Origin of the sequence: Sulfurospirillum multivorans DSM 12446, from assembly GCF_000568815.1 — a bacterium.
Classification (GTDB): Bacteria; Campylobacterota; Campylobacteria; order Campylobacterales; family Sulfurospirillaceae; genus Sulfurospirillum; species Sulfurospirillum multivorans.
On the sequence record NZ_CP007201.1, the window covers coordinates 2,696,989 to 2,715,992 of the forward strand.

Consider the following 19,004-nt stretch of genomic DNA (forward strand, 5'->3'; position numbering starts at 1 on the left):
TTGGATATAATTTTGTAACTCGCTAAAAAGGTTGTTTATGAATATCAAATCTTTACCTAAAAAAATTGGGAATGACTTAAAAGCTGATGCTAATGCGATCTTTCATGCACTCGATATAGCAAGTGACGGTTCTCTTTCTTTAATTAAAGAGTCTATCGTCAAGAGTTACCAAGGCTTTTTAGACGCTAAATTTAATAACCTCATCTTAGATATGGCGAATAACAATATTAAAACTGATGAGCTACTCAACTTTATTAATTCCTCATCTCATTCGGATAGAGAATTTATGAGCAGTCTCATCATTAAAAATCTCCACGCCGATAATTGCATTACTATTTTTATCCTCGCTAAACTTTGGGAAAATAAAATCAAAAACGGCTCACTCAATTATTATGAATCTTCCCTGTTTACAAATATCAATACATTTACACATGAGGACTTTGAAATTTACTATTATGCTATCCAACATATGATTCAGCCTGAAAAAACAAACATGGCACCTTATATTTTAGTACCTTTAGAAAATGAATATTATATTCTTGCCATGAATAAATTTTGTAGTTTTGGAATCTTACAAACTGCCTATACAGCAGATGGGAGCTACTATAAAGAAGAAAATAAAATTTATATCTTTTTTTTCAAAACACCCTACTCCGATACGCTTTATCAAATACTTGACGAGTATTTTAAGAATACTCCACCATCGTAAATTATTCTTACATGTAAACCCAAACTCTCAGCCAACTTTCCAAAAGTATTCTTTATAATACGCTAAATAGTACTATTAAGGATACTCTTATGATCGTATCAGCCAATGACATTAAAACCAAAGGGGTCACGCTGCTTGACAAACTCTTCGAGAGTGTAAGCGAAGTGGTCATCAATGTGCGAGGAAAAAACAAGTATGTGGTCATCGACATTGAGCGCTATAAGCAATTGCGAACCTTGGAACTTGACCGTCTTTACGAAGAGACGATGCAAGAGATTAAAGAAGGCAAGTACACGACAGATGTTGAGGAGCACCTCAAAGAAGTAAGAGCCATCGCTAATGGCTTATGAAATCCGCTTAAGCGAAAGCTACAAAAAGCGGCTTCGTAAATTTATTCAATCCCATAAAGATATGGCGGTGCGTTATGAAAAAACCCTTCGTATACTCCAAGAAAACCCCTATCATCCCTCTTTGCGCTTGCATAAACTCAAAGGAAATTTAAGCGAGTATTACTCTATTTCGATTAACATTGAGTATCGCATTATCATGGATTTTATGATTGTAGATGAAGTGATTATCTTGCTCGACATTGGCGCACATGACGAGGTTTACTAACTTCTCCCAAAAACTAAAAATTAACCTTTACATGTAAAGATTTTGCAGTTGGTGAATGCTATAATGTGCCCACACAACGAGACTTAAAAATGCAAGGAGCTAAAGCGTGTCAACCAGAATCGAACATGATCTTATCGGCGATAAAGAGATTTCTAATGCGTGTTATTACGGTGTTCAAACAGCGCGTGCTGTGGAAAACTTTCACATTACAGGCGTGACACTTGGGAGCTTTCCAACTTTTATTGAGTCCATCGCCAAAGTTAAAAAAGCAGCAGCGCTTGCCAATTTTGAGTTAGAACTTTTAGCAGAGAACAAGAAAAATGCGATCGTGCAAGCGTGCGAAGCCATTATCGCGGGTAAATTCCATGACCAGTTTGTGGTCGATATGATCCAAGGAGGGGCTGGAACTTCGACCAATATGAACGCAAATGAAGTGATCGCCAACATTGGTTTGGAGATTTTGGGTCACCAAAAAGGCGAATACAAGTACCTGCATCCCAACAACGACGTCAACCTTTCGCAATCAACCAACGATGCTTATCCAACCGCCCTTCGCGTCGCGCTGTATGAAAAACTAGGCGAACTGGGTGAGTCGATGGCAATTATCAAAAGCTCATTTGCCAAAAAAGCGAGTGAGTTCAAAGATGTTATCAAGATGGGGCGAACACAACTCCAAGACGCGGTTCCTATGACCTTAGAGCAAGAGTTTCGAACTTATGCGGTCATGATCGGCGAGGACATCCAACGTGTGCATGAAGCACGACAATTGGTGCGCGAGATCAATATGGGCGCTACCGCGATTGGAACGGGCATCAACGCGCATCCTGATTATGCTAAAACCGTGGAAGCTAAACTGCAAGAGGTGACGGGGCGTCCGTTTATCACCGCGGGCGATTTGATCGAAGCGACGCAAGATACGGGCGCTTATGTGCAAATCTCAGGTGTTTTGAAACGTGTTGCGACCAAAATGTCCAAAATCTGCAACGATCTTCGTCTTTTAAGTTCAGGTCCAAGAACGGGTTTTGGCGAGATCAATCTGCCTGCGATGCAACCAGGAAGCTCCATTATGCCCGGTAAAGTCAACCCCGTTATCCCCGAAGTGGTGAACCAAGTCTGTTTCCAAGTCATCGGCACTGACATCGCCGTTACGATGGCGTGTGAAGCGGGACAACTGCAACTCAATGTTTTTGAGCCACTGATTGCTTACAATCTTTTCAACTCGGTCAATATGATGAAAAACGCCTTTGAAGCACTCGCGTACACCTGCGTCGATGGCATCACGGCAAATAAAGAGCACTGCAAAAATTTGGTGCTCAACAGCATCGGCCTTGTCACCGCACTCAATCCTTATTTAGGCTACGAAAACTCCACCATCGTTGCCAAAGAGGCGTTGGAAACTGGCGGTTCGGTGTATGACATCGTTTTAGCTAAAGGGTTGCTCGCCAAAGAAGAACTCGATGAGATCATCAAGCCAGAAAACATGATCCAACCCCACAATTTCGGTCTTTCTGAAAAAAGCAAGTTCGTAAAACTCTAATCAAATAGGAGCACTTGCTCCTATTTTTTCCTTTACATGTAACCTCTAGTATCACTTAAATTTTATATCTGCATATTAATTTCATTCTTTCAATATTTTTTTAAAATCTTTTCCAAAAAGTCATTTTCAAGTCTCTTTAGGGGTTTAAACTTCCACTACCTTTAAATCTTAAGGAGACACAATGTCAACTAGAATAGAACACGATCTAATCGGCGATAAAGAAATATCGAACGAATGTTATTATGGCGTGCAAACAGCGCGTGCGGCTGAAAACTTCCACATTACAGGTATCACACTTGCAAAATTCCCAACGTTTATCACTTCCCTTGCTAAAGTAAAAAAAGCGGCAGCCCTTGCCAACTTTGAACTAGGACTTCTTGCAGAGAACAAAAAAAATGTGATTTGTGAAGCGTGCGATGAGATCATCGGTGGTCAATACCATGACCAATTTGTTGTAGACATGTTCCAAGGTGGAGCAGGTACATCTACTAATATGAATGCGAACGAAGTCATCGCAAACATCGGACTTGAAAAAATGGGTCACAAAAAAGGTGACTACAAATACCTTCACCCAAACAATGACGTCAACTTGTCTCAATCCACCAATGATGCGTACCCAACCGCACTTCGCGTAGCCCTTTTTGAAAAACTTGGCGAGCTTACTGTTTCGATGAGCATCATCAAAAATTCATTTGCTAAAAAAGCATTAGAGTTTAAAGACATCATCAAAATGGGTCGTACCCAACTTCAAGATGCCGTTCCTATGACGTTAGAGCAAGAGTTTAGAACCTATGCGGTTATGATTGGTGAAGACATTCAACGTGTGATTGAAGCGCAACAATTGATGCGTGAGATGAACCTTGGTGCCACAGCGATTGGTACAGGAATTAATGCGCATCCAAGTTATGCAAAAACCGTTGAAGGCAAACTTCAAGAAGTCACAGGACGTCCTTTTGTAACCGCAGGTGATCTTGTTGAAGCAACGCAAGATACAGGCGCTTATGTGCAAATCTCGGGTGTGCTTAAACGTGTTGCAACCAAAATGTCTAAAATTTGTAATGACCTCAGACTTCTAAGCTCAGGACCAAGAACAGGTTTTGGCGAGATTAACCTCCCAGCTATGCAACCAGGCAGCTCCATTATGCCAGGTAAAGTCAATCCTGTTATGCCTGAAGTGGTAAACCAAGTCTGCTTCCAAGTGATCGGTACCGACGTTGCAGTAACGATGGCGTGCGAAGGGGGACAACTCCAACTGAACGTTTTTGAGCCTGTTATCGCGTTCAACCTTTTCAACTCTGTCAACATGATGAAAAACGCCTTTGAAGCATTGGCTTACACGTGCGTTGATGGCATCACAGCTAATCCTGAGCGATGTAAAGCACTTGTGCTTAACAGTATTGGTCTCGTCACTGCGCTTAATCCTTTCATCGGTTACGAGAATTCAACATCCGTGGCTAAAGAAGCGCTTGAGACAGGCGGTTCTGTGTATGACATCGTTCTTGCGCGTGGTCTTTTAGCCAAAGCGGAGCTTGATGACATCATCAAGCCAGAGAACATGATCAAACCTCGTACTTACGAAAAAAAGTAATAACAAAAACTGCTCTTGCTAAAGCTTCTGCCGACTTGTTCGGCTAGCTTTAGCACCACAGCGGTTAGCGTATTACCAAGAGCTTTGCGCTTGGTGCGTTATGAAAATAAAAAAGGAGTTCCCATGTTATGGTTAGAAGTCATCGTTGTTCTTGGCGCCATCTTTTTTGGTGCAAGACTGGGTAGTATTGGTATCGGGTATGCGGGCGGTGTAGGCGTTTTGATTTTAACGCTTGGAATGGGTCTTAAACTAGGCGCGATGCCTATTGATGTTATCCTTATCATCATGTCTGTTATTGCGGCTATTGGCGCGATGCAAGTGGCAGGTGGACTGGATTATATGGTCAGTATTGCGGAGAAAATTTTACGTAAAAATCCTAAACAGATCACGTTTCTAGCACCTGTTGTCACCTATGTGATGACATTTTTTGCAGGAACGGGACATACTGCGTTTGCAACACTACCGGTTATTGCAGAAGTGGCTAAAGAGCAAGGCATTCGTCCTTCTCGTCCTTTAAGCATTGCCGTTGTTGCGTCTCAAATTGCGATCACCGCGTCTCCAATTTCAGCGGCCGTTGTGTTTGTGAGTGGTGCATTAGAGAAACAAGGTATTGGGTATTTGGAGCTTTTAGCGGTTTGTATCCCTTCTTCATTTCTTGCATGTATGTGTGCCGCTGTTGTGGCAAACTTCTTGGGAAAAGATCTTAAAGATGATGAAGTCTACCAAGAGAGATTGGCGAAAGGATTGATTAAAACAAGAGGTACTGCAAAAGTAGAGATCAAACCAGGGGCAAAGCTCTCTGTTGTGATCTTCCTTGTTGCAATTTTGTGTGTCATCACCTATGCAACGCTGATCAGCGGTAAAGTAGGTTTGATTAAAAACCCTGTGCTTGGTCGTGACGCGGCGATTATGCTCTTTATGTTTGCAGCGGCTACGTTTATCTCTGCCTTTACACGCATTGATACGGCGCAAGTATTGAACTCTTCCACGTTTAAATCCGGTATGAGCGCATGTATTTGTGTACTCGGTGTTGCGTGGCTTGGCGATACCTTTGTTGCAAATCACATCACTGAAATCAAAGCGTTCGCAGGCGATCTTCTCAATGTGTATCCATGGATGCTTGCAGTGGTTCTTTTCTTTGCAAGTACCCTGCTCTACTCTCAAGCTGCAACGGCGAAGGCGCTGATTCCAAGTGCCTTATTACTGGGTGTTTCACCCCTTACCATCGTAGCTTCATTTGCAGCGGTGAGTGCACTGTTTGTCCTTCCAACCTACCCAACACTGATTGCAGCGGTGGAAATGGACGATACAGGCTCAACACGCATTGGTAAATTTGTCTTCAACCATCCTTTCATTGTTCCTGGTGTTGTGGCGATTGCACTCTCAGTTGCTTTTGCCTTTGTCATCGGCGGTATGATCTTATAAAAGAGTCCTTTCAGACTCTTTTGACACGGCTTTGGGGCAAAGCTCCAAAGCCTACGCTCGCCGCTTGGCGCTGAAGCTTGCCTCTTCGAGGCAGAATATAAAGTAGCCTTCTTATCGGCTCTTTTGGGAGCCGATCCTTTTTACATGTAAACCAACTTTTCAAAGGAGTATAAGAATGAATTTTTTACGCACTTCACTGATGGTGACACTCATTGGTGTCTCTTCACTCATGGCAAAACCAACCATTGCCATTTTAGCAACCGGAGGAACCATCGCAGGTTCTGGTACATCTGAGCTTAAAAGTTCTTACTCAGCGGGCGCTGTTACGGTCGATAAATTACTCGCTGCCGTTCCTGCTATCAATGACATGGCAACCATTAAAGGTGAGCAAATCTCTAGCATTGGCTCTCAAGAGATGAACAACAAAGTTTGGCTCAAACTAGCAAAACGTGTCAATGAGCTTTTGGCACAACCTGACATCGATGGTGTGGTCATTACGCATGGAACCGACACCGTTGAAGAGACTTCGTACTTTTTAGATCTCACCGTTAAAAGTAAAAAACCCGTTGTTTTTGTAGCAGCAATGCGCTCTTCTACCTCTATGAGTGCCGATGGTCCGATGAATCTTTACAATGCGGTTAATGTTGCGATCAATAAAGAGACTGCGGGCAAAGGTGTTGTCGTTGTCATGAACGATGAAATTCACAGTGCACGTGAAGTCACGAAAGTCAATACAAGCTCCGTCAACGCATTTGCCTCTCCAAACAGCGGTAAAATCGGTACAGTATATTATGGCAATGTTGAGTACTACATGCAACCAACCCGTAAACACACCGTTGCGTCTGAATTTGATGTGAGCAAACTCGAAGATTTACCACGCGTTGACATCGTTTACGCCCACCCAAATGACACCGATGTCATGGTCAAAGCAGCCGTAACGGCAGGTGCTAAAGCGATCGTTCATGCCGGTATGGGCAATGGCAATCCTTTCCCACTTACCCAAGACGCTCTTGCAGACGCGGTTAAAAAAGGTGTGGTTGTCGCTCGTAGTAGTCGTGTCGGCAGTGGAAGTACCACACTTGAAGGTGAAGTGGACGATGCCAAATACGGATTCATCGCAACTACAACCCTCAATCCTCAAAAAGCACGTGTTCTTTTAATGTTGGGTCTAACGAAAACCAGCGATAAAAAAGCACTTCAAAAGATGTTTTTAGAGTATTAGAAAAACACTCCATCTCTCTTGGCGGGGAGATGGAGAACCCTTTACATGTATGCTATAATAGATGTAAAAAAGAGACCATTTCAATGAGAAAATTTGCCCTACTTTTAATGGTTTTTAGCTTCTTTTACGCACCTTCTCTCTTTGCGCATGACAAAAAAATCCTCATCATCAACTCGTACCACCGAGGCTTTCAATGGAGCGATGACGTTCTTGTTGGAATGGAGGAGGTTTTTTACAACCATCCTGAAATCACCACAAACATTTTATACATGGATTCTAAGCGCATTAGCTCTGAGGAGTACTACGCAAAACTGCGTGAACTCTACAAACTTCAACTCAAAAATCATCAGTATGACCTTATCGTTGCAGTTGATAAATTCGCGTATGATTTTATTGTCAAATACTACCATGAACTTTTTACCACGGAGCCTGTTTTGTTTACAGGGTTGGAGCAATTTGAGATCGAAGATATTCAAAAAGAGGGACTGGAAGATCGAGTTTATGGCATTTTAGAAAGACGCGCTATTCCTGAGACGATTCCGATGATTGCTAAAATGATGCCCGGTCTTAAAAAACTTTACATCATCAACGATGCGAGTGCCAATGGCGATGACAGTGAACCCTTCATTCGCCAAGCGATGAGTGAGCACAACAGTGAATTTGAGATCGAGTATATCCGCTCCGCCACACTCGAAGAGCTTGAAGAGCGCTTTTCCAAACCGAACAAAGAAGAAGCGGTCTTTTTCATCCGCTTTTACAACGACAAATACGGCAATCTGTATAAAAACAGTCAAATCGCTTCCATGATCAACAAAAGCGCTTTGCCCATTTTTATCACTGACACACTTTTCATCGGCAAAGGCGCGTTTGGCGGGAAACTGGTTCCTGTCAAAAGTGTGGGACGGATCACGGGTGATATGGTGATTGATGTGCTCGATAAAAAGCTAGAACCTTTACATGTAAAGACACTCATCGAGTACCAATACCAATTTGATGTGCAAAAAATCCAACAGTTTGGACTCTATCCCAACGCCAGTGTTAAAGCGTTTGAGCTCGTAAATGCGCCGCTAACGTTTTTTGATAAACACCGAAAATTCGTCGATGCGGTCTTTTTGATCTCTCCTTTTTTACTCTTTTTGGTTTTGGGGCTTATTCATAACATCTACATGCGCATTCGCAGCGAAAAAGAGCTTAAGGCGATTGAACTGCAAAAGAACAAACACCAGCAGTTCATCATCCAACAGTCCAAACTCGCCGAAATTGGCGAAATTTTCTCTTCCATTGCGCATCAGTGGAAAAACCCACTGGTTGAGATCGCGACCATCGCGCAAGAGCATGTTTATGGCTCTGACGATCAAGGCGATGAGCAGAGTAATGAGTATGTTAACGCTATCATGGTGCAAGTGCGTTACATGACTGACACGATTAACGACTTTCAAAAATTCATTATGCCGTCCACGCAACGAACGGTTTTTGATGTCAGTGAGGCGATTGAGACGATGATGAAAATCATCAGCCATAACATCAAATACAACTACATTGACGTCAGCATCGATGTAAGCCATGCCACAAATTTAATGGTCAGCGGCTATAAAAATGAGTTTATGCAAACCCTGCTCAACATCGTCAACAACGCCAAAGATCAAATTAAAGAGGCAAGAGAGACCAAACAGATCAAGCGAGGGGTCATCTTCATTCAAATTTACAATCATTCCAAAAAAGTCATTATCGACATCAAAGATAACGGCGGAGGCATCCCCATTGATAAACTCCCCAATATTTTTGATGCGTACTACACCACCAAAGAGAGTGGTCATGGGATCGGTCTTTACATGTCAAAGCTCATCATCGAAGATAAAATGGGCGGAAAAATACGCGTAAGCAACACCGCTGAGGGCGCTTGCTTTTCAATTACATTAGGAAATATATCATGAAAATTTTGGTTTTAGAAGACAACGAACGCTTAGCCAATGTCATCAAAAGTGTCCTCGTTAAAGAGGGCTATCACGTCGATCTTTTTATAGACGGTGAGCAAGCACTCGATGCACTCAACCGAGGTTATCACTGCTTTATTTTAGACATCAATGTCCCTTCCATCGATGGACTCTCCATCTTGGAGACGATTCGTATCTATCATAAAGAGATTCCTGCCATTATCATGAGTTCCAACCATGAGTTGGAAAAGATCCAAGCCTCCTATGAAATCGGCTGTGATGACTACCTCAAAAAGCCTTTTTTCATCTATGAACTCGTCCAAAAAGTGAAAAAACTCTGCCACAAGCCTTCTTCTACGCTTTCTTTGTGGATCGGCTACACGTATGACTATGCCAATCACCGTTTGTTTGACCCGAACATGGAAGAGATCAAACTCGCCAAAAAAGAAGGATTGTTTTTAGACCTTTTTATCAAAGATCGCCACCGCGTGATCACCTTTAGTGAACTCGAAGAGTATGTCTGGGAGGGCGAAGAGACAAGTGTTTTAAATATGCGCGCACTTATTAAGCGTTTGCGTAAAAAACTCCCTGAAGGCGCCATAGAGATGATCAAAGAGGTAGGCTACCGCTTAGGTGAGCTATGATGGATCGCGGTAATAGAGCTTTGTTTTATCTTTTTTATACGAACTGTAAAGTTTTTGAAACTCTTTAAAGACTTTCGCAGAGTACGGATTGTCATTGATCTTGCCATTGTACGCGTTAATGGCATCTTTATTGTTTTTGTGTCTCGCAAAACAGGTCGCTAAGATGTAGGCTCCGACTTGAATGTTGATCTTCGGCTCAAAAAGATCGTACAACGAGATATTGGCTTTATCAAGAAGTGGCTTATGAATCGAGTTGATTTGCATGATGCCCATGTCAAAGCGAGGGTAGTTATTGGTATAGAGAAAATGCACCACGTGACTCGCTTCATACTTGTTTTTGCTCTTAATCGCAATCACTTTCGTGTGTTGCTTGCTCTCAATCCCTTTTTGCTTTAAAAAGGTGTTGAGCCTTTGCGCTTGTGATGGTGTCATTTTACTAGCACTAAACGCCACCACATAGCGGTCAAGATCACTCTCAACTTTAGCGATAGAGTACAAAAGACGCGGCTCAATGCCATAAATCTGCCCCACTTTGACCCAAATATTTTCACCTTGATTTGCCTGCGCCGCCCACATAAAAAGAGGGAAAAATAGGAGCATGAGTATGCGAAACATCTGTAATTTCCCCCTTTTTCTTGAATTGACTTCATTATAAATAAAGCAAACTTTATTCTCTATAAAGCTCTTTTTTACTTTGACTTGGTTAGAATATTCCTCCTCTTGCGGGGGGTATGTGACTCTGGTGTGCACCACGGCCTTCAAAGCCGATTGGGTGGGCGGTTGACCGTCTGCTGGTAGGTTCGATTCCTACACCCTCTCGCCGTATTTTAGATAATAATGCCAATGATTTTTTTGGCATTATTATCTAAAATACAATCTCCTTCTTGATTTGTAACGCATTTACAACAATTCTTTGGTACCATTTTCATAGTTAAAAACTCGATTGAGAAATCTGTCAAATTCTCATTTTTTCAGATAACTTGATCTCAACGTTAGGGAATGATTAAGGATTGACCATGGCAATTATAAAGAAAAATATTTGGTTTATTTTTTATGTCTTTGCACTCTTTTTTCTTGTCCTCTTTGCTACGTTATCTTACTTAAGCTGGACCAATATTTACAAAGACTATTTGAACACACAAGAGAATATGGTCAAGCTTATCGCTGACTCTACCCGCTCTTTATTTAAAACGCAAGAAACGGTTCTTAACATCGTAGGAAACCGTTTTTTAGAAGATGAAAACTATAAGAACAATCCTCATGCCATGATGACCCTGAATGCTACGCTGATAGACAACCCTTCGATAGACGCTATTGCGCTTGTAACGCCTAATGGCACGATGACGTTTGTGAGTGGCGGTTATGATGTCACAACATTTCCCAATCTTTTAGAACAAGAAAGTAGCAGAGACTCTTTTTTAGAAACACTTAAAAGTCATAAGATGGTATTTGGGCGTACTTATTTATTTTAAACCTATCCAACAATGGATCGTACCGATACGAAAAGCGATTAGAGATAAGAACGACAACATTGTCACGATTATAACAGCAGCACTTAGAATCAAAGATTCATTTGGAAGTGTTAAGACCGAAGATCAATCCCATAACCATAATATTTTTATTGTTCGAGATGAAGATTTTTATTTTCAATATGTCTCCGATGATGATACAGACAATACATTAGCCTACTCCGCCCCGATGCAAATGAAAGAGAAAGAAGCGCTTCAAGAAGCCATCATGCAGACGCATCATTTTACGATGGATGAGTTTCGGGAGCATGAGTATTTGGTCTCTTTTACCAACGCTGATTTAAACGGGAAGCAGTACCTTACCTCACTCAAATATGACAAAACCTACAAACTTTGGATCAGTGTACGCATTCCTTTAAGCATTATTCAGCAAGATTTTTTACAAAGATTTGGTGTCTATTTTGCGATTTTTGTCTTTATCAGTGCTATTTTCTTTTTGCTCTTTAGAACCATTGCCAAAGCAGATGCAAAACGCAATGCTGATCTTGTTTTTCAAGCAACCCACGATCAACTGACAAGCCTTTTCAATCGAAGTTACCTTCAAAAAAACATGAGCGATTGGCTCTCTAAAGGGCATCCTCCCTTTAGCATCCTTTATATCGATTTGGATCATTTTAAAAATATCAATGACAATTTTGGACATCACTATGGGGATTATCTTTTAGTGGAGCTTTCAAAACGACTCAAAACCGTAACACCCCAAAACGCGACCATTATCAGGCACGGTGGTGATGAGTTTGTTATTTTTACCGACATCACTAATGATGAAACACTTTTAGCGCTAGCAAACATGCTGATCGATACGATCTCCAAACCGTATTACTTCAATCAACTCACGCTGATTGTGGGTGCCAGTATAGGTATCTCAAAATACCCCGAGCATGGGGAGTCTCTTGACATTCTTTTACGTGCCGCGGACATTGCCATGTATGAATCTAAAAAAATTCAAAACCATGCTCTAATTTTTCAAGGCAGCATGCAAGAAGAGTACCTAAAACATGTCAAAATTGAACATGAACTGAGAAAAGCTATAGCACATAATGAGCTCTTTATGGTCTATCAGCCTCAAATAGATAATGCTGGCTATATTCATGGCGTCGAAGCGTTAGTAAGGTGGAAAAGTGGCACACTTGGCATAGTTCCACCCGACCAGTTTATACCGGTGGCAGAGGCGTCTGGACAAATGGTAAAGATCGGGTATTTTATTATTTCGCGTACCCTCAAAGAGATGAAAGAGGTGCAGAGGGCTTTGGGAACAACCTTTCAAACATCGATTAATATCTCTGTACGTCAATTTATGGAAGCGGAATTTTTTGCACAGCTCTTAAACGCCCTTCGTGACAGTGAAATGAATCAACTTTCTCTCACCATCGAAATTACCGAAAATCTTTTTATCGAAGATATTGACTACATCGTTCCTCTGTTACATGCGATACAAAAATGTGGCATTCAAATTTCAATGGATGACTTTGGAACAGGCTACTCGTCGTTAAATATGTTGAGACGATTGCCTATTGATGAGTTAAAAATAGATAAAAGTTTTATCGACACCATCGTCGAAGATGAAACCGCTCAAAAAATGGTTCAAAATATTATAGCGATTGGGAAAAATCTCAACATGACCGTTTTAGCTGAAGGGGTTGAAACCAAAGAGCAAAGAGCTTTGCTAACCACTTTTGGATGTGATCGATTTCAAGGATACTACTTTTCAAAACCCTTGCTCAAAGATGACCTGATCGCTTTTTTTCAAAAGAATCAGAATAAACCCACATAAAAATTATTAGCTTCTAAAAACCTCTACACTAGAAAAAATGACCCATTTTCTAAATACTTGGGTAAAATAATAAAAAAATTACCCACGTTTGTAATACTTGGGTAATTTGCTACAAAAATGACGCACATCAAAGGGGTTTCATGGCTGATGAGTACATACCCGCACCGCTTCCGCTCACCATAGAGCTAGAGACAAAAGCAATTCTTAAAAAAGTCATCAGCGCTAACCGTGCCTTAGCCGAACTCAAAGGTGTGGCGAACTCCATCCCCAATCAGCACATCTTGATCAATGCCCTCTCGTTGCAAGAAGCCAAAGACTCTTCGGAGATTGAAAATATCATTACCACGCACGATGAATTGTACCGTGCGAGTGTGAGCAGTGTAGCTATTTCACAGCAAGCCAAAGAGGTGCAACGCTACCGCGAAGCACTTTATACTGGGTTTTCACTGATTGGGGAGCATCGTTTATTGCTTAAAAAACATATCATCGAGATTCAAAAAGTGTTAGAGGGCAATGATGCAGGTATGCGCTCACAAAGCGGAACGGTGCTTAAAAATGAACAGAGCGGCGAAGTCGTTTTTATGCCACCGCAAAATCCACAAACCATCCATGAGCTGATGGATAATTTGGAGCAGTACATCAACACGCCCAAGCTCGATGACCTTGATGCGCTCATCAAAATGGCGATAGTGCATTATCAGTTTGAAGCGATTCACCCTTTTTACGATGGCAACGGACGAACGGGGCGCATCGTCAACATCCTTTTCCTGATGCTCAGTGGACTTTTAGATATACCCATTTTGTACCTTAGCTCTCACATCATCAAAAACAAGTCGGAGTATTACCGTCTTTTAAGAGCCGTGAGTAGCGAGGGCGCATGGCAAGAGTGGGTGCTTTATATGCTTGAGGGCGTAGAGCAAACAGCACAAAAGAGCATCGTGCTTATCAATGCTATCAATACAACGATGCAAGAGAGCAAAGAGATTATTTTAAAAGCCTTGCCAAAACTCTACTCTAAAGAGTTGTTGGAGTTACTTTTCAAACACCCCTACACCAAAATCAACTTTTTAGTCGAAGAGCTTGGCATCACACGCAAAACTGCTACAAACTACCTCAAAGCGTTGGAAGAAATAGGCATATTGGCAAGTGAAAAAAAAGGAAGGGAAGTCTATTTTATTAATAAACGTTTGTTTGAACTACTTAAAAATAGTAGCATCTAAGGAAACTCTATGGAAAAAAACAATCTTATCATTTACAACACCGTCGATGGCAAAACATCGGTATCACTCTTAGCTAAAGAGAGCACCGCATGGATGAGTCAAAACCAACTTGCGGAGCTTTTTGCGACATCTGTACCCAACATGAGTATGCACATCTCCAACATATTTAAAGAGGGTGAGCTTGAGCGAAATTCAGTTGTTAAGGATTACTTAACAACTGCCTCTGATGGTAAAAATTACAGTGTCTCTTTTTATGCCCTTGAGATGATTTTAGCCATTGGGTTTCGGGTACGGAGCAAGCGAGGAACGCAATTTAGGCAATGGGCAAACAAAAACCTAGCTGAGTATATGGTCAAAGGTTTTGTGATGGATGATGAGCGGTTGAAAAATCCAAACGGCAAGCCTGATTATTTTGATGAACTTTTAGAGCGCATTCGTGACATTCGTGCTTCTGAGAAACGGTTTTACCAAAAAGTGCGCGATTTGTTTATGCTGAGCAGTGATTATGACAAGAGCGATAAAGCGACACAGCTTTTCTTTGCCGATGCACAAGAGCCCAATATGGCACTAACGCGTTTTAAAGGCTCCATCGTTCGTAAACAAGACATTTATATCTCAAAAAATTATTTGAATGCCGATGAGCTTGATAGCCTCAACCGTTTTGTTGTGGTCTTTTTAAAAACTGCCGAACTTCGTGCAAAAAATCGCCAAGAGATTACGATGGATTTTTGGAGAGAGAACATTGACCGTATCATCGAGTTTAATGATAAAAAAGTGCTTCAAGGACATGGTAGTGTGAGCCATCCCAAAATGGTAAAAGTTGCTGATGCGGTTTATGAAACATTTGATGCCAATCGTAAAGTCATCGAAGCAAAACAAGCAGATGTGGATGATATGGAAGAGCTTAAGCAGATAGAAGCAAAAGTTAAGAAACGAATATAGGTAAAAAACTCGAAAAATTACCCCTATTTTGAAGATAGGGGTAAAATCTTGAAAAAAGAAGAGCCGATGAATCAAACCCAGAGTGAAGCCATCTTAGAAGAAAATCTCATTACGCAACTGGTGGGACTAGGCTATGAAAAAGTCACCATAAACGATGACAAAGCACTCGAAGCCAATCTTAAAAGCCAACTGGAAAAACGCAACCAAACGACTTTTAGCGAAATGGAGTTCAAACGCATTCTCAACCATCTTTCCAAAAACTCTATCTTCGATAAAGCCAAAACACTACGCGATAAATTTAACTTAGAAAGAGATGATGGCACGATCAAATATGTGGAGTTTTTAGACTCGGAGCGCTGGTGTCAAAACCTGTTTCAAGTCACGAACCAAGTCAGTGTTGAGGGTATGTATAAGACACGGTACGATGTCACTTTACTCATCAACGGCTTTCCGTTGGTGCAAATCGAACTCAAACGAAGAGGCTTGGAGCTTAAGCTTAAAGAGGCGTTTAACCAAACCAACCGTTACCAACGACACTCGTATGGTTTTAACAGTGCTCTGTTTCAGTACATTCAGATTTTTGTTATCAGCAATGGGGTCAATACCAAATACTACTCCAACAACAAAAAGCAGACCTTCAAACAGACCTTCTTTTGGGCGGATGTGGACAATAAAAATATCACCAACTTAGAAGAGTTTACCCAAAGCTTTTTAGAACGATGCCACATCTCCAAGATGATCTGCAAGTACATCGTTTTAGCCGAAGCGAAAAAGATACTCATGGTGCTACGACCTTACCAGTTTTACGCTGTTGAAGCCATCATCAGCCGTGTGAAAGAGACCGACAAAAACGGCTACATCTGGCACACGACAGGCAGTGGAAAAACACTCACTTCGTTTAAAACAGCCCAAATTTTAACGCAAATGCCAGAAGTGCATAAAGTCGTTTTTGTAGTCGATAGAAAAGACCTTGACATTCAAACCACTAAAAAGTTTAACTCGTTTTCCAATGGCTCGGTTGATGGCACAGACAATACGGGGAAATTGGTCACGCAATTTTGCGATGAGACAAAACTCATCGTCACAACCATCCAAAAGCTTAATAGCGCCATCAGCAAGAAAAACCACCTTGAAAAGATGGAAAATCTCAAAGACAAACGCATCGTTTTTATCTTCGATGAATGCCACCGTTCTCAGTTTGGGCAAACGCACAAAAGCATCAACAAATTCTTTACATGTAATCAAATGATAGGCTTTACGGGTACGCCCATTTTTGCTGAAAATGCGGTGAGTAATGAACTTGGTAAACGAACGACCAAAGAGCTTTTTGATGAACGACTGCACAAATATGTCATCACCGATGAGAATGTTTTGAAGTTTTCCATAGAGTATATTGGAAGGTACAGCGAAAAGCACAACAGTGCAACCAACATCGACATTGAAGTTGAGAGCATTGACACCAAAGAGTTGCTTGAAAGCGATGAGCGCATTGGGAAAATAACTGATTATATCATCGCGCACCATGACCGAAAAACTCACGCAAAAGAATTTACTGCGATGATGTGTGTGAGCAGTGTGGATATGCTCATCAAATACTACGAAACCTTTAAAGCCAAAAAACACAACCTCAAAATCGCCACGATTTTCTCTTACAGTGCCAACGAAGAAGACAAAGATGCCAATGGCATTTATGAGATTGATGAAAGCGATGGTGCGTATGTAGATGAAGCGCACATCAACAAACACAGTCGTGAAAAACTGGATGAATTCATCAAAGATTATAATGCGATGTTTGGCACCAAATACAGCACCAAAGATAGCCAAAATTTTTACAACTACTACAACGACATTTCAAAAAAAGTGAAAAACAGAGATATAGACATCTTACTCGTGGTCAATATGTTTTTAACAGGCTTCGATAGCCCAAGCCTCAATACGATGTATGTCGATAAAAACCTACGATACCACGGGCTCATTCAAGCCTTTTCACGCACAAACAGAACACTCAGTGAAGAAAAATCGCAAGGAAATATCGTCTGTTTTAGAAACCTCAAAAAAAATACCGACGAAGCCATCGCGCTTTTTTCCAACATCGATGCTAAAGAGATTATCTTGATGAAGCCATATGAGGAGTATGTGGCGAAGTTTAACGAGGCATTTGCAGAGCTTTTAAAAATCGCCCCAAGTGTTGCCAGTGTCGATGCACTTGTGGATGAAGAAGAAAAATTGGCATTTGTCAAAGCGTTTCGAGCGTTGATGCGCCTCAAAAATATACTGGTTGGATTTAGTGATTTTAAATGGTCGGATGTATCAATGCGCGCACAAGCGTTTGAGGACTATAAGTCCAAATACCTCGATATGTACGATGCGACGCGCGCGAAAAAAGAGAAAGTCTCCATCCTTGAAGATGTGGATTTTGAATTAGAGCTTATTGTTACCGATGAGATCAACGTCGCTTATATTTTGAAGTTACTGGGCAAATACAAAAATGCGACCACGGAAGAGCAACAAAAACAAAAAGAAGCCCTTATCAAGACCATCAGTGGCACGGTTCAACTCAGAAGCAAACGAGAACTCATCGAAAAATTTATCAACGACCATTTGATGCACATAGACGATAATGACGAAATCGAAAATGCGTTTGAAATCTTTTGGGATGAAGAGAAGCTTAAAGCCTTTGATGCGTTGTGTAAGGATGAAAATCTTGTCAGCGATGAGCTTAAAAAAGTCATGGAAACGTACATCTACGATGAGCGAATCCCCCTAAAAGACGATGTGGCAAAAACGCTCAACGTCAAACCAAAACTCTTAGAGCGAAAAGTGATTTTACCGAGAGTTTTGGATAAAATCGTTGCATTTGTTGAGAAGTTTTATACATTTTAAATAATACTCCTTATCTGATTCACCTGCGTATACTATTTTCTTAAATTGACACATTTATCAAAAGAAGTTATAATAAGTTATACCCTAAAAAAGTCTATTAAAGGAATTCAATCATTTCTAAAAAGGAGAAAACACCATGGAAAAATTGACTATGTTAGTCGCTACGGATTTTGCAGAAAGTAGTGCGGCAGTATTAAAAAAAGCAATTGATTTTGCACAGAAAACGCAAGCAACACTCCATGTTGTGCATGTGGTTGAGAACACTTTTTTTCAGAAAAACCAAAATATCGATTTTATTAAAGAGCATTGTTGGGATAGCATGCTTTCGCACTATCCCTCGTTACATAAAGAACATTTTTACTGCTTTGAGGGCAATGTTGAAACAGTGGTTGCCATTGTGGCACAAACCATTGGTGCTAAGATCGTCCTTATTGGCGACAACAGAGATAAACATCCGCTTGAAGCTATTTTTATTAGCTCTGACACCAAAGCGATTATTCGCGAATCACATACGCCTGTTTTGGTGGCTAAAAACCATGAAAATCGCGTGTATAACACAATTCTTATTCCAACCGATCTGTCCAAAGACTCTTGGGCAATGATTCAGCATATGACATATCTTTTCCCTGAATCTTTATTGATCCTACTGCATCTTTACAGTGTGCCGTTTGAGTTTAGGTTAGGAATGTATGGCTTTAATGAAAGTGAAATCATCAGTTTTCATGAAGAGAGCCGAAAAGCTGCGGAGACGGAACTGAACACATTTATCCAAGCACTGGATGTTCCTGCGAAAAATATCATTCCCATTGTACGCAAAGACCTTTTAAATTCAGAGCGATTTGAAGCGAACCATAAAGATTTAAGAGCTGACCTTGTCGCCATTCATACTACTGGAAACATTAGCTTTTTTGCCTTTGATCTTTTGGAAAAATCGCAAAGTGACGTTCTCATTTACAAAGTCAATCATGACTAGGTACGCGCC

16 protein-coding genes are annotated in these 19,004 nt (G+C 41.1%); 15 read left to right on the forward strand and 1 reads right to left on the reverse strand.

What is annotated here, in order from left to right; genetic code table 11:
• Positions 1-37 precede the first annotated feature (37 nt).
• The 9 genes from SMUL_RS14000 (at position 38) to SMUL_RS14040 (ending at position 9,674) form a co-directional block, all read left to right on the forward strand.
• Positions 38-709, forward strand: a complete 672-nt coding sequence (locus tag SMUL_RS14000) for a hypothetical protein (RefSeq protein WP_025345882.1) — start codon at positions 38-40, stop codon at positions 707-709.
• Between the two features lie 89 nt (positions 710-798).
• A complete protein-coding gene (locus SMUL_RS14005; protein ID WP_025345883.1) occupies positions 799-1,059 on the forward strand; it encodes a type II toxin-antitoxin system prevent-host-death family antitoxin in 261 nt (86 codons plus the stop codon).
• Entirely contained in the window at positions 1,049-1,324 is a 276-nt protein-coding gene (locus SMUL_RS14010) for a type II toxin-antitoxin system RelE/ParE family toxin (RefSeq protein WP_025345884.1), read from the forward strand. Before SMUL_RS14005 ends, SMUL_RS14010 begins: the two co-directional genes overlap by 11 nt.
• A gap of 106 nt (positions 1,325-1,430) precedes the next feature.
• Positions 1,431-2,861, forward strand: coding sequence for an aspartate ammonia-lyase (aspA, locus tag SMUL_RS14015; protein WP_025345885.1), 1,431 nt, complete (start codon positions 1,431-1,433; stop codon positions 2,859-2,861).
• A gap of 181 nt (positions 2,862-3,042) precedes the next feature.
• Positions 3,043-4,449: an aspartate ammonia-lyase gene (aspA, locus tag SMUL_RS14020; protein ID WP_025345886.1), complete on the forward strand. Its 1,407-nt coding sequence runs from the start codon at positions 3,043-3,045 to the stop codon at positions 4,447-4,449.
• A gap of 123 nt (positions 4,450-4,572) precedes the next feature.
• Positions 4,573-5,874: an anaerobic C4-dicarboxylate transporter gene (locus tag SMUL_RS14025; protein WP_025345887.1), complete on the forward strand. Its 1,302-nt coding sequence runs from the start codon at positions 4,573-4,575 to the stop codon at positions 5,872-5,874.
• 229 nt (positions 5,875-6,103) lie between these two features.
• The gene (locus SMUL_RS14030; RefSeq protein ID WP_223809829.1) at positions 6,104-7,096 is read left to right on the forward strand and encodes a type II asparaginase; all 993 of its coding nucleotides are present in this window, start codon (positions 6,104-6,106) and stop codon (positions 7,094-7,096) included.
• Positions 7,097-7,179: 83 nt separating this feature from the next.
• Positions 7,180-9,030 (forward strand): sensor histidine kinase, encoded by a 1,851-nt coding sequence (locus SMUL_RS14035; protein ID WP_025345889.1) that lies wholly within the window; start codon positions 7,180-7,182, stop codon positions 9,028-9,030.
• Complete coding sequence (locus SMUL_RS14040) at positions 9,027-9,674, forward strand: response regulator transcription factor (protein WP_025345890.1); 648 nt, start codon at positions 9,027-9,029, stop codon at positions 9,672-9,674. Before SMUL_RS14035 ends, SMUL_RS14040 begins: the two co-directional genes overlap by 4 nt.
• On the opposite strand, the gene SMUL_RS14045 is transcribed toward SMUL_RS14040, so the two are convergent.
• Entirely contained in the window at positions 9,669-10,289 is a 621-nt protein-coding gene (locus tag SMUL_RS14045; protein ID WP_025345891.1) for a lytic transglycosylase domain-containing protein, read from the reverse strand. The two genes, SMUL_RS14040 and SMUL_RS14045, sit on opposite strands and share 6 nt — an antisense overlap.
• A 401-nt stretch (positions 10,290-10,690) precedes the next feature.
• Here SMUL_RS14045 and SMUL_RS17530 point away from each other — a divergent pair, with 401 nt between their 5' ends.
• The 6 genes from SMUL_RS17530 (at position 10,691) to SMUL_RS14070 (ending at position 18,995) form a co-directional block, all read left to right on the forward strand.
• Positions 10,691-11,146, forward strand: a complete 456-nt coding sequence (locus SMUL_RS17530) for a hypothetical protein (protein ID WP_223809718.1) — start codon at positions 10,691-10,693, stop codon at positions 11,144-11,146.
• On the forward strand, positions 11,124-12,977 hold the full coding sequence (locus tag SMUL_RS14050; RefSeq protein ID WP_223809719.1) for a putative bifunctional diguanylate cyclase/phosphodiesterase: 1,854 nt from the start codon (positions 11,124-11,126) through the stop codon (positions 12,975-12,977). The genes SMUL_RS17530 and SMUL_RS14050 overlap by 23 nt, the downstream gene beginning before the upstream one ends.
• A 140-nt stretch (positions 12,978-13,117) precedes the next feature.
• Positions 13,118-14,197 carry a Fic family protein gene (locus SMUL_RS14055; RefSeq protein ID WP_025345892.1) on the forward strand — a complete coding sequence of 360 codons (1,080 nt, stop codon included), beginning with the start codon at positions 13,118-13,120 and terminating at the stop codon, positions 14,195-14,197.
• A gap of 9 nt (positions 14,198-14,206) precedes the next feature.
• Positions 14,207-15,139, forward strand: coding sequence for a RhuM family protein (gene rhuM, locus SMUL_RS14060; protein ID WP_025345893.1), 933 nt, complete (start codon positions 14,207-14,209; stop codon positions 15,137-15,139).
• Positions 15,140-15,187: 48 nt separating this feature from the next.
• Positions 15,188-18,022, forward strand: a complete 2,835-nt coding sequence (locus tag SMUL_RS14065) for a type I restriction endonuclease subunit R (RefSeq protein ID WP_223809720.1) — start codon at positions 15,188-15,190, stop codon at positions 18,020-18,022.
• A 136-nt stretch (positions 18,023-18,158) separates the two neighbouring features.
• Positions 18,159-18,995, forward strand: coding sequence for a universal stress protein (locus SMUL_RS14070; RefSeq protein ID WP_025345895.1), 837 nt, complete (start codon positions 18,159-18,161; stop codon positions 18,993-18,995).
• Positions 18,996-19,004: the final 9 nt, after the last annotated feature.